Genomic DNA, 11,900 nt, shown 5'->3' on the forward strand with positions numbered 1-11,900 from the left:
TGAGTTCGCACGCTCGGTCGAGCGCGGCGACACAGTTCTTTACCCGGCGGCCGAACTTCCATCGCGCCTGCTGCTCAGAATCTGATTCAACCTGTGTCAACGCGGCCGGCCCGGCTTTCGTTGGCCATTCATCGCCTGACCCAGGCTCTCCCCCCGCCGTCGCCATGAAGCGCAATCCCTTCTCCGCCGCCGCACTGGTCTCCATGGCCGCTGTCGTCACCCTCAGTGGCTGCGTCGTCGCCCGCCCCGACGCCGTTCCCCACTATGCCACCCAGCGTGCTTCGCACATCGTCGACGCCACCGTGCTGAGCCTGCGCCCGGTGATGGTGCAGAGTGGTTACCAGACCGGCGCGGGCGCCACGATCGGCGCGGTGGCCGGGGGCGTGGCCGGCTCCAATGTCGGCGGCTGGCGCGAGGGGATGGTGCTGGGCGTGGTGGGCATGGTGGCGGGCGCCCTGATCGGCGACGCGATTGAGCGCGACGCGGCCACCGAGCCCGGCTGGGAGATCGTCGTCCAGCTGCGCAATGGCGAACGGCGCTCGATCATGCAGGCCAAATCTGTCGAAGACCTGCGCGAAGGGGACCAGGTGGTGCTGGTGATGGGCGGCGGCCGCACTCGCGTGGCACGCGCCCCCGCCGGCACGCCTGAGCATCAGGTCACCGCGCCGCGGCTGCCGCCCCCAGTGGCCTCGCCGGCCCGGCCGGCCGAACCACCGGCCCAAGGCGCCTCGGCGCCGATCTACACCCCACGCTGACCGGGGCGCCCCGCCACGCCATGCCCCATCGAGGGGATGGCAAGCCTTGACCCGCCGACTATGCTCGCGCCCACCCCAGCGGCGAGGAGCGTGCGATGGCGATCGCAGATGGCGACACGGCGGTTCTGCAACCCGGCGAGACGACGGGCGGTGACGGTGGTGGCGGCTGGTCCGCATCAGGTGGCTTTGGCGGCGACCGCCGCGAGGCTGACTTCTCGATCGCCCCGCTGGCTTGGCTCGCCGCCGGCAGCGGCCTGGTCGCGCTGGCGCTGCTGACCACCCAGTTCGCGCTGCGCCTGCCGTCGGGCTACGGCATCGAAGATTTGCTCGGCTGGTCGCGTGGCGACAGCGTGTCGGCCGCGGTGAACCTGTGGTGCCAGTTCGCGCTGCGCTGGCGCAGTGCCGCCGCCTATGTGCTGGTCGACAGTGCGCTGTTCGTGCCGCTGTACGCGGCGCTGTTCCTGGCCACGGGGCGCTGCCTGCACCATGCCTTGCAACCGGGGCCGGGCCTGATCGCACAAACCGTCTCGCGCGTGCTGCCGTGGCTGGGCGCCGGCAGCGTGGCCGTGCTGGTGCTGGTGGACCTGGCCGAGAACTTCGCCGGCGCACTGCGGCTGGGTGTCAGCCCCTGGGCGGCCGGCTGCAGCCTGGTGATCGGCCTGCTGTTGCTGGCCGTGCTGTGGCGCTGGGCCCGCGCGCCGGCCGACCGCCGCGACGGCATGCTGTGCCTCGGCCTGGGCGCCCTGCTCGCCGGTGTGGTCACGGTGCTGGCGCTGGTGGGCCTGGCCGATGCGCCTGCCGCCTGCCAGCGGGCGGCCCAGGCCGCGCTGCCCGCCCCGTGGGCCTGGGCCCACCAGTGGAAGCCCGCAATGATCGGCCTGGCCCTGCTGCCGATCGTCATCGGCTCGCTGGTCTGGTGGTTCGGGCTCGACCTGGACCTGGCGCAAGGCCACCAGCGCAACGAGGCCATGGCCCGCGCCGGCTGGCGCGCCGGGGTGGCCGGCGTGATCGGGCGCAGCCGCTATGTGCTGGCGGTGCTGGTGATGTTCGGCCTGTTCACGCTGGTGCTGGACCAATGCCGCGACGTGCTGCTCGGCCTGGCCTACCCCGACCCCGCCGCGAGCCCCACGGCCCTGCTCTGGCGCCGCCTGGTGCAGGGGCTGTGCGCGGTCGCGGTCGGCATGCTGGCCTACTCGTGCTGGCTGTGGACCCGCCTGGCCGGCATGGTGCAGAGGCCGGGCCTGGCGCTGGGTGGCGGCACGGGGGTGCCGGCGCGCGTCGGCGCGTTCGCGCGCGGCTGGGCGCGGGCCATCTCGCTGGTGCCGCTGGTGATGGTCGCCGGCCTGGTGGCCTACACCGTGGGCGACGCGATCACCGCCGGCCTGCGCGCGGCCCAGCCCGGCACCGTGGCCGGGCAGCTGAGCGGCACGCTGATCGGGCTGCTGGGCTTTGGCGTGGCGGCGCTGGGCTTCGGGTTGTTCCTGCTGCAGTTGCGCCGGCGCCTGTCACTGGCCGAGCCAGCCCACTACTACAACAGCGAGCCCGATTTCTACAAACTGCTGTGGGGCGATTCCGAGGTGCTGAAGCAGCGCCAGGGGCTGCACGCACCCGGCGCGCCGTCACCCGGCGACGCGCCCTGCATCCAGCGCAGCCAGCGCTGGCTCGGCGCGCTGGCGCCGCTGGCCCGGTTGCTGATGCGCTGGTTCTCGCCACTGGTGCACCCGGTCATCTGGCCGCTGATCGCGTTGCTGCTGATGGCGGCGCTGCGCGTCGTGATGGCCTGGCGGCCGGACGTGACGGCGCAGGCCCCGGCCACGATCGCGCTGCTGGCCTTGTCGCTGAACTGGTGGTTGGGCGTGGCCGGGCTGCTGACCTTGGCCGAGCAACGCCGCGCCGTCGCATGGAGCCTGTTGCTGCTGTTGCTGGTGGCGCTGTTCGCCGGCCTGGGCTGGGCCGACAACCACCGCCTGCCGCTGACCGCGCCCCGCTCGGCCGACCTGGCCACGCTGCGCTGGCATGGCATCAATGCGATGGGCGTGCTGGTGCTGATGGGCGCAGCGCAGTGGCTGCTGTTCTGCTACCCGCACGACGGGCCGAACCGCATGTTCCCGCGCTGGAGCGCCCCGCGCTTCAACCTCGTGCGCGGGCTGGTCGCGGTGGCGCTGGCGGTGTTCGCCACGCTGGCGCTGAAAGCGGTCGACCGCAGCAGCGCACCCTTGGTCGCGCGGGCCGACACCCGCAGCCCCGGCCCGCGCCAACCGCCCGGCCAAGCCTTGGGCAGCTGGGTGCTGGAGCTGCCGGCCAACCCGCCCCCCGGCCAGGCCGAGGTGCTGCTGATCGCGGCCGAAGGTGGCGGCATCCGCAGCGCCTACTGGACGGCGCAGGTGCTGGCGCGGCTGCACGACGCCGACCCGACCATCGACAAGCGCATCGCCGCGCTGAGCGGTGTCTCCGGCGGCTCGGTCGGCATCGCGGTCTACCGCGCCTGCCTGGCCCACACGCGCGACGCCGCTTCATCAGCCAGCGCGGTGCCGCCACCGGGCGCTTCGGCCGCTTCGGCGCCACCGCCCCCGAGCGGCGTCGACGCGCCGCTCGTGGCCAGCAGCTACTCGGTCCGCGCCTGCGTCGAGACGGGTTTCCGCCAGCTCGACGGCTTGTCGCCCCTGATCGGCGGGCTGATGTTCGAAGACGCCTTTGCCCGCGTGCTGCCGACGACGATGAAGCTCGGCCCGCTCGACCTGGCCTGCAGCCAGCCCGGCTGCGTGCACCTGAGCCGGGCCCAACCGTTCGAGCGCGAATGGATCCGCCAGTTCGGCCACCTCGGCGATTCGCTCGGCGACTTGCCGAGCTCCGAAGGCAACCCGCCGAGCGTGCCGCCGATGCTGCTGAACAGCACCTGGGTCGAATCGGGCAACCGCGCGGTGCTCGGCACACTCGACGGCCTGGACCTGCCGGCCAGCCACGACCTGGTGGCCGAGCTCGGCGCCTGGCCGCCGCTGATCACCGCGGCCCACAGCTCGGCCCGCTTCCCGTTCATCAACCCGCTGGCCGCGCTGCCCCCCGAGCCCGGCCAGACCCGCACCCGCGGCCACCTGGCCGATGGTGGCTACCACGACAACAGCGGCACCGCGAGCCTGGCCGACCTGTGGCGCAGCCTGCAGGGCTGGCTGCCGCCACCGTGGAAGGCGCGGCTGATCCTGATCCGCAACGGCCAGCCGCGCATCGACTGCGAGCGCGCGCCGCTCGACGGCCCGCCGGTGCCATGCCTCGATCCGCGTGTGCACCCCAGCGACGCTGAGTTGAACGCCGACCTGCTGCGCGCCGCCAACCGCCATCGGCTGGACCTGCTGGCCGACCTGCTCGGCCCGGCGGTGGCGCTGGTCAACGTGTCCGGCATCGGTGCGCACGGCCGCCAGGCGCCGGCCGCCCTGGCCGCCGAGCTGGCCAACCAGCCCGACGCGCCCACCCCGCTGTTCTACGACCAGCTCGACAACGGCGACCTGGTGCCGCTGGGCTGGTACCTGTCGCCGGCCGCGCGCGAGTCGGTCGAAGGCCAGGCCGCGCTGTACTTCCAGCCCGGCTCGCCCAGGCCGTGACCCGCGGGGTGGCGCCGTATCATCAAGGCGCCACCCCGCCGCATGAACCTCAAGCAACTCGAATACTTCGTCAGCGTCGCCGAGCTGGGCAGCTTCAGCAAGGCCGCCCTGGCGCTGGACATTGCGCAGCCGGCGCTGAGCCGCCAGGTGCGCGCGCTCGAGGTCGAGCTGCGCGACACCCTGCTGCTGCGCAACGGCCGCGGCGTCACGCTGACCGAAGCGGGCCAGCGCCTGTTCGAGCACAGCGTGGCGATCCTCAACCACGTCTCGCAAGCGCGTGACGACATGGGCGCGCAGCGCGACGAACCGATCGGCCGCATCACGATCGGCCTGCCGCCCAGCATCGGCCGCCAGCTGACGCTGCCGCTGATCGACGGCTTCCGGCGCCAGTTGCCGAAGGCCCGCCTGGCGATCGTCGAAGGCCTGTCGTCGCACATCGCCGAATGGCTGGCCACCGGCCGGGTCGACCTGGGCCTGGTCTACAACCCCGAGGCGGCCAGCAACCTGACGATCCAGCCGCTGCTGCAAGAGCCGCTGTGCCTGGTCAGCGCCGCCCGCAGCGCCGAAGGCAAGGCGCGCGGCACGGTGGCGCTGAAATCGCTCGCGCGCTACCCGCTGGTGGTGCCCGAGCGCCAGCACGTGATCCGCCGGCTGATCGAATCACAGGCCACGCTGGCGGGGCTGACGCTGAACATCGCGTGGGAAGTCTCCAGCATCGCGGCCATCATCGACCTGGTCTGCGCCGGCTACGGCCATGCGGTGCTGAACGCCAGTGCCGTGGTCGCCTCGGGCCGCGCCGACGAGCTGCTGGCCCAGCCGATCGTCGAGCCCGATCTGGTGAGCGTGCTGTGCCTGGCCACCTCGGCCCATAAGCGCGCGACCCCACTGCAGCGCCACGCCGCGCAGCTGCTGACCGAGCTGGTGCGCAGCCTGCCGCAAGGCGTGGCGGCGCAGTCCAAGCCCGGTTAGGCGTCGCCGCACTCCGACCATTCATCTCGGTGGTCAGCCGTTCGTCGCGGCCGCGGGTGCGGCCGCCCGCGCGAGGCCACCACCCTGGTGATTCCACTTAGACCGCCCGGTGCTTTTTCTTAAGTGCCGGCCCGGCTGGTGCAACGCCGCGCGGGCCGGGAAGATCACCGGGCCCACAGACACCCCCATGCGCTGCGACAACATCGACACCCTCCTGGCGGAACGCACCTCACTGGCCTGGCCGTCGGCAGCGACCACGCCCGACCTCGCACCCGCCGACGGGCCGATGCCGGCCACACCGCCCGGCGCGTTGGCACCGTGGCAGTTGCGCCGCGCCAGCGACTGGATGCGCACGAACCTGGGCCTGCCGATCTCGATCGCCGATGTGGCGGCGCAGCTGGGGCTGTCGACCAGCTACTTTGCGCGGGCCTTTCGCACATCCACCGGCGTGCCGCCGCACCAGTGGCTGCTGCAGCGCCGCATCGAGCTGGCGCTGCAGCTGATGCAGCGGCCGAACCTGCCGCTGGGTGAAATTGCCGCCACCTGCGGCTTCGCCGACCAGGCCCACTTCTCGCGCGTGTTCTCCGCGCGGCTGGGCGTTCCGCCGTCGCACTGGCGCGCCCGTCAGTCTTCTTAGGCGACAAGCGCCGACATGCGCGGCCCGCATATCGAGCCGCGTGCGGCTCGGCGTATGCTGACCACCCCTGCGCAACCAGCGCACAAGCCCACGCCCCGGGGGATTACCCGCCCTCGGGGCCACAGCCATTCCGGAGACACATGACGACCATCCCTGCCACGGCCTGCGGGTCGACATTCGACACCACATCGCGTCCCGCGGTGCTGGACCTGATCGGCAACACCCCGCTGCTCCAAGTCACGCGCTTCGACACCGGCCCTTGCCAGCTCTTCCTGAAGCTCGAATCCCAAAACCCCGGCGGCTCGATCAAGGACCGCATCGGCCTGGCGATGATCGAAGCGGCCGAGCGCGACGGCAGCCTCAAGCCCGGCGGCACGGTGATCGAGGCGACCGCCGGCAACACCGGCCTGGGCCTGGCGCTGGTCGCCCGCGCCAAGGGCTACAAGGTGTGCCTGGTGGTGCCCGACAAGATGAGCGCCGAGAAGGTGCTGCACCTGAAGGCACTCGGCGCCGAGGTGCACATCACGCGCTCCGACGTCGGCAAGGGCCACCCCGCCTACTACCAGGACGTGGCCGCCCGATTGGCCAAGGACATCCCGAACAGCTGGTACAGCGACCAGTTCAACAACCCCGCCAACCCGCTGGCGCACGAGACCACCACCGCGCCCGAGATCTGGCAGCAGATGGGCCACCGTGTCGACGCGATCGTCTGCGGCGTCGGCTCCGGCGGCACCTTGAGCGGCCTGAAGCGCTACTTCAACCGCGTCGACCCGCAGACCGAGTTCGTGCTGGCCGACCCGAAGGGCTCGGTGCTGTGCGACTACATCGCCACCGGCCACATCGGCCAGGCCGGCTCGTGGGCGGTCGAGGGCATCGGCGAAGACTTCATCCCGTCGATCGCTGACCTGTCGGGCGTCAAGCACGCCTACACGATCGACGATGCCGAGAGCTTCAGCACCGCGCGCGAGCTGCTCAAACGCGAGGGCATCGCCGCGGGCTCGTCCACCGGCACGCTGGTGGCCGCGGCGCTGCGCCATTGCCGCGCACAGACCACGCCCAAGCGCGTCGTCACCTTCGTCTGCGACACCGGCACACGCTACCTCTCGAAGGTCTACAACGACGCGTGGATGTTCGACCAGGGCCTGCTGCAGCGCCCAGTGGTGGGTGACCTGCGTGACCTGATCTCGCGCCGGATGGAAGACGACGCCGTCGTCAGCGTGTCGCCCGACGACGCGCTGCTGACCGCCTTCCAGCGCATGCGCGCGGCCGACATCTCGCAGCTGCCGGTGCTGGTCGATGGCCGCCTGGTCGGCCTGCTGGATGAGTCGGACGTGCTGCTGCGGGTGCAGGGCGACGCGGCCGGCTTCCGCGAGACCGTGAAGAGCGCGATGAGCGAGCGCGTCGAAACGCTGTCGCCCACTGCCGGCATTGCTGCACTGACCGCCACGCTGAAGCAGGGCCTGGTCGCGGTGATCGCCGACCGCGACGGCTTCTATGGTCTCATCACCCGCTTCGACCTGCTGAACCACCTGCGGAGAAATCTCGCATAAACGCGCCCCTAGGCCCTCCGCTTCGCTCCGGTCCGTCCCCCGAGGGGAACGAGCCGGCTAGGGAGCGGCCCGTCGCCGGCTCACCCTCCACCAACATGCTTTTATCAACATGAAAGAACACGGCTTCAACACCCGCGTGATCCACGGCGGGCAACACCCCGACCCGACCACCGGCGCGATCATGCCGCCGATCTACGCCACCTCGACCTACGTGCAGTCGAGCCCCGGCGTTCACAAGGGCTACGAGTACTCGCGCTCGCAGAACCCGACCCGCGAAGCCTTCGAGCGCTGCGTGGCCGACCTGGAAAACGCGCAGCGCGGCTACGCCTTCGCCTCGGGCCTGGCCGCGATGTCGACGGTGCTGGAGCTGCTCGACAGCGGCGCCCACATCATCGCCAGCGACGACCTGTACGGCGGCACCTTCCGCCTGTTCGAGCGCGTGCGCCGGCGCAGCGCCGCACACCAGTTCAGCTTCATCGACATGACCGACCCGGCGGCGGTGCGCGCGGCGATCCGCCCGAACACCAAGATGGTCTGGGTCGAGACGCCGTCGAACCCGCTGCTGAAGCTGATCGACCTCGAAGCCGTGGCCGGCATCGCGCGCCAGCACAACCTGCTGGCCGTGGCCGACAACACCTTCGCCAGCCCCTGGGGCCAGCGCCCGCTGGAACTGGGCTTCGACATCGTCGTGCACTCGACCACCAAGTACCTCAACGGCCACTCCGACGTGGTCGGCGGCGTCGCGATGGTCGGCAAGGAGCCGCGCCACGCCGAGATCGCCGAGCAACTGGCCTTCCTGCACAACGCGATCGGCTCGATCGCCGGGCCGTTCGACTCGTTCCTCGCGCTGCGCGGCGTGAAGACGCTGGCGCTGCGCATGGAGCGGCACTCGCAGAGCGCACTGCACCTGGCGCAGTGGCTCGAAGCGCAGCCCAAGGTCGCCAAGGTGCACTACCCGGGGCTGGAGAGCCACCCCCAGCACGCGCTGGCCAAGCGGCAGATGCGCGCCGGCGGCGGCATGATCTCGATCGACCTGAAGGGCGACCTGGCCGGCGCGCGCCGCTTCCTCGAAACCTGCGAGCTGTTCGCACTGGCCGAGAGCCTGGGCGGCGTCGAAAGCCTGATCGAGCACCCGGCCATCATGACCCACGCGTCGATCCCGGCCGAGCAGCGCGCCAAGCTCGGCATCGGCGACACGCTGATCCGCCTGTCGGTCGGCGTCGAAGACGTGCAGGACCTGCAAGACGAGCTGACCCGGGCGCTGGCAGCCGTTTGAGGTTGAGCACCCCGCCCACCTTCACGCTGCGCGCCGCTGAAGAGGCCGACGTGCCTTTTCTGCTGCGCCTGCGTGAAGTGGCGATGGACCCGCACCACCGTGCGGCCGGCATCGTCCAGACGTCGGCCGAGATGGAGGCGCGGGTGCGCAATTTCTATGACGAGGCCCAGGTCGTCGAGGTCGAGGGCCGCCCGGTCGGGCTGTGGAAGCTGCACCGCGAGCCGCACCAGTGGTGGATCATCCAGGTGCAGTTGCTGCCCGAGCAGCAGGGCCGCGGCATCGGGGCGGCGCTGGTGCGTGGCCTGGTCGCCGAAGCGCGCGCCGCGGGCGTCGCGCTGAAGCTGAAGGTGCTGACCCACAACCCAGCGAGACACCTGTACGAGCGCCTGGGTTTCGTGATCGTCGGCACCGACGAACACGGCTACGAGATGCAGGCCGGCGAGGCCGGCGCTTCAAAACCGGCTGGCTGAGCCCGCGGCCGGCGACCAGCAGGCTACCGCCGCCAGATCGAGATCTCACGCCAGCCGACCCACGACGGGCTCTGGGTCGTGACGACCCGCAGGCAGGCGATGTTGGCGGTGCCCTTCCAGCTGAGCCACTGGTTGTCGTCGGTGACGCCGACCCACGCGTCGCCGAGGGGTGCATAGCCACCGAGTTCAGCGGGGCAGGCACCGGTGCCGCTGTCGTGGCCGGCCCCGTAGAGCTGGTGCGCGGTGGCGCCCGCCGGGCTCTGCGCGGTGAGCAGCTGGACCTTCGAGATCGGCCGGCTACCGCCGAGGTCGAACTCGATCCACTGCGTCGCCGGGCCGCCGGCATTCCACTTGTCGGCGTTGTCGCGGTCGGTGGCGGCGAAGGGGTAGTTGGTCTCGTAGCTACCCGACGCGCGAACCGCGACCGGGAAGACCTGGGTGTCCCCGGGGTGCAGCAACTGGCGGGCCATTTGAAAGACCCGCTCCTTGGCCCAAGGCAGGTCCTTGGCGCCGGTGTCGGGTATGCCATTGGCGTTCAGGTCCAGGCTGTTCCACAGGAACGGCGCCACCGCCACGTACTTGCCGTCGCCCAGGACTTCGGCGTGCCAGTGGTTGATGTTGTCGACCAGCTCGTTCTGCGCCTGCAGGCCGGTGCCGGTGTCGTCGTAGCGGAAGGCCCAGGGCGTGGCGATCATGCGCTGGCTGGGGCCGAGCTTGCTGCGCAGCGTGTCGATGAGGTAGCGCATGCTGCGTTTTGGAACTGGGCCGCACGCGGCCCACTCACCGTAGCAGTCGAAGCCAACCCAGTCGAACATCTTGAAGTACTTGGCTTCGAGGTCAAACTCTCGCGGGTCGACCGAGATGATGGCGCCAACGGGTTTGCCGGGGAAGTAATGGCGAAGGTCGGCCGCTGCTTGGAGCAAGTACCGCCTCATCTGGTCTTGCAGGGTTCCAGTCATCACCCCATTGAGGTAGGGCTCGTCCAGTGCGTAGACCGCGGCGATGGTGCCTTCATGGTCGGCGGCGACTCGAGAGACGACGTCCAGCAGGGCGTGCCGTTCGTCGTCCGGCCGCAAGGTCAGCTTACCCTGGTCGTCGATGTAGAAAAGCTGCGAATCCAGCACCAGCACGGACTTGCTCTTCACCGTCTCTGCAGCGACCAGGCGCGCCCCGATGACGTCCTTGTCGAACGAGCGGATCCAGGTCAGGTTGGCACCGGCCGCGGCGGTCTCGGCTGCGGGGTCACCGGTGAACTGACCTTCGAAATCGCTGCCGAAGTAGCCCAGGTATTCGACGCCCTGGTAGACCTCGATCTCGCGCCAGGCCACCCAGGACGGGCTCTGGGTGGTGGTGATGCGCACATAGCGGGCGTGGCCGAGCCGGTCGCCGTGTTGGCCGTCACCGCTGTGCGCCAGCCATTGGTTGTCGCTGGTCAGGCCGCTGAACTTGCGCACCACGCGCAGGTGGTTGGGGTCGTCACCCACGGAGATGGTGTGGGTGGTGGCGCCCGTCGGGTTCTGGCTGGTCAGCAGGCGGATCTGGCCGATCGCCACCGGGCGGCCGAAGTCGAGCTGGATCCACTGCTTGGGGAATTTGCCGGACACCCAATGGGTGTTCACATCGCCATCGGTCGCATCGTCGGCGCGGCTGTCGGCACTGGTGGCCGACGCCTTCACGGCCACCGGCTTCAGCAGCACCGGTGCCGCTTCGGCCGCTGGGGCCAGGGTGCCCAGGCACCACGCGATGCACCAGGCCGCGGCCAACAGGAAGTGCTTTCGGATCGATGCCATCTCGAGGCTCCGTAGAGGACGGTGGAAAGCGAGGTCGGCCGACAGTTGAATCACCCCCGCCGGAACGAGCGCACCAGCGTCAGGTCGCCGATCTTGCGCATCGGCACGGTGAAGGTCTCGCGTTTCTCGGCGCCGGTGTTCTCGTCGAAGACCAGCGTGATGCGCGCGCTGATCACCGGCTGCTGGCGCGTCGATTCGTCGAAGTGGTAACCCTCGGCGCCGAAGTTGCCCCAGTAGTTGACGTAGACGTGGTACACGCCAGCCACCGGCGCGGCGAGCGAAAACATCTCCGGGCCGGCGCCGTCGACGCTGTCGACATCGAGCCCGCCGCCGTTGGCGAGGATGGGGTTGGCAAAGAAGGCGTGGCCGCCGTCGGGGGTCAGCACGTGCAGGTCCAGCTCGGCCTGCGGGTCGTCCCAGGCCAGGATCACGCGCACCTTGGCCTGCGTCTTCAGCGCATTGGCCTCGTAGAACTGGGTGCGTTGCACGACCTTGCCGTCGGTGCCGCGCAGCTCGATGCCGTTGCTGCCGGGGCCGAACGAATAGGGCCGCGCGAAACGGCCCTGCTCGTCGCTGTACAGCGGCATCGCGTTGCCGTTGACGACCAGCGTCGGCGGTTGGCGGTGAGTGCCCAGCTGCTTCAGCCGCCCTTCGATCAGCGTGCGGCCACGCTGGCCGCCGCGGTCAATCAAGTTGTTCGGGTAGGCGTATTCGACGTGCTGGGTGGTCTCGATCAGGCCGCTGTGCGTCCAGCCACCGGCGGGGCGCTGGATCGTGCGCTCGGCCCCATCGGCGGCGTGCACGCCAGCGCCAGCCCCCAGGGCCAGCACCAGCAGCGAAGCAGCTCGTGCCTTCAT

9 protein-coding genes are annotated in these 11,900 nt (G+C 70.6%); 7 read left to right on the forward strand and 2 right to left on the reverse strand.

What is annotated here, in order from left to right:
* The first annotated feature begins 164 nt into the window (after positions 1-164).
* The 7 genes from ACE3SG_RS24910 (at position 165) to ACE3SG_RS24940 (ending at position 9,253) form a co-directional block, all read left to right on the forward strand.
* On the forward strand, positions 165-755 hold the full coding sequence (locus tag ACE3SG_RS24910) for a hypothetical protein (protein ID WP_374568938.1): 591 nt from the start codon (positions 165-167) through the stop codon (positions 753-755).
* Positions 756-850: 95 nt separating this feature from the next.
* The gene (locus tag ACE3SG_RS24915) at positions 851-4,351 is read left to right on the forward strand and encodes a hypothetical protein (protein ID WP_374568939.1); all 3,501 of its coding nucleotides are present in this window, start codon (positions 851-853) and stop codon (positions 4,349-4,351) included.
* A gap of 42 nt (positions 4,352-4,393) precedes the next feature.
* Positions 4,394-5,320 (forward strand): LysR substrate-binding domain-containing protein, encoded by a 927-nt coding sequence (locus tag ACE3SG_RS24920; RefSeq protein WP_374568940.1) that lies wholly within the window; start codon positions 4,394-4,396, stop codon positions 5,318-5,320.
* A gap of 187 nt (positions 5,321-5,507) precedes the next feature.
* Positions 5,508-5,957: a helix-turn-helix transcriptional regulator gene (locus tag ACE3SG_RS24925; protein ID WP_374568941.1), complete on the forward strand. Its 450-nt coding sequence runs from the start codon at positions 5,508-5,510 to the stop codon at positions 5,955-5,957.
* 140 nt (positions 5,958-6,097) lie between these two features.
* The gene (locus ACE3SG_RS24930) at positions 6,098-7,507 is read left to right on the forward strand and encodes a pyridoxal-phosphate dependent enzyme (protein WP_374568942.1); all 1,410 of its coding nucleotides are present in this window, start codon (positions 6,098-6,100) and stop codon (positions 7,505-7,507) included.
* Between the two features lie 109 nt (positions 7,508-7,616).
* Positions 7,617-8,783, forward strand: coding sequence for a PLP-dependent aspartate aminotransferase family protein (locus ACE3SG_RS24935; protein WP_374568943.1), 1,167 nt, complete (start codon positions 7,617-7,619; stop codon positions 8,781-8,783).
* Between the two features lie 2 nt (positions 8,784-8,785).
* Positions 8,786-9,253 carry an N-acetyltransferase family protein gene (locus tag ACE3SG_RS24940; protein ID WP_374568944.1) on the forward strand — a complete coding sequence of 156 codons (468 nt, stop codon included), beginning with the start codon at positions 8,786-8,788 and terminating at the stop codon, positions 9,251-9,253.
* A gap of 23 nt (positions 9,254-9,276) precedes the next feature.
* Here the strand turns inward: ACE3SG_RS24940 and ACE3SG_RS24945 are convergent, their stop codons facing one another.
* Both ACE3SG_RS24945 and ACE3SG_RS24950 read right to left on the reverse strand, forming a co-directional pair.
* Positions 9,277-11,043, reverse strand: coding sequence for a discoidin domain-containing protein (locus ACE3SG_RS24945; protein ID WP_374568945.1), 1,767 nt, complete (start codon positions 11,041-11,043; stop codon positions 9,277-9,279).
* Positions 11,044-11,093: 50 nt separating this feature from the next.
* The gene (locus ACE3SG_RS24950) at positions 11,094-11,900 is read right to left on the reverse strand and encodes a YfaP family protein (protein ID WP_374568946.1); all 807 of its coding nucleotides are present in this window, start codon (positions 11,898-11,900) and stop codon (positions 11,094-11,096) included.

The sequence above is a fragment of the Ideonella sp. genome (assembly GCF_041914305.1).
GTDB lineage: Bacteria > Pseudomonadota > Gammaproteobacteria > Burkholderiales > Burkholderiaceae_C > Ideonella.

Excerpts from the sequence above, each read along its gene's own strand:
- ACE3SG_RS24910 (WP_374568938.1), top strand. The coding sequence starts at position 165 with ATGAAGCGCAATCCCTTCTCCGCCGCCGCACTGGTCTCCATGGCCGCT.
- ACE3SG_RS24915 (WP_374568939.1), top strand. The coding sequence starts at position 851 with ATGGCGATCGCAGATGGCGACACGGCGGTTCTGCAACCCGGCGAGACG.
- ACE3SG_RS24920 (WP_374568940.1), top strand. The coding sequence starts at position 4,394 with ATGAACCTCAAGCAACTCGAATACTTCGTCAGCGTCGCCGAGCTGGGC.
- ACE3SG_RS24925 (WP_374568941.1), top strand. The coding sequence starts at position 5,508 with ATGCGCTGCGACAACATCGACACCCTCCTGGCGGAACGCACCTCACTG.
- ACE3SG_RS24930 (WP_374568942.1), top strand. The coding sequence starts at position 6,098 with ATGACGACCATCCCTGCCACGGCCTGCGGGTCGACATTCGACACCACA.
- ACE3SG_RS24935 (WP_374568943.1), top strand. The coding sequence starts at position 7,617 with ATGAAAGAACACGGCTTCAACACCCGCGTGATCCACGGCGGGCAACAC.
- ACE3SG_RS24945 (WP_374568945.1), bottom strand. The coding sequence starts at position 11,043 with ATGGCATCGATCCGAAAGCACTTCCTGTTGGCCGCGGCCTGGTGCATC.
- ACE3SG_RS24950 (WP_374568946.1), bottom strand. The coding sequence starts at position 11,900 with ATGAAGGCACGAGCTGCTTCGCTGCTGGTGCTGGCCCTGGGGGCTGGC.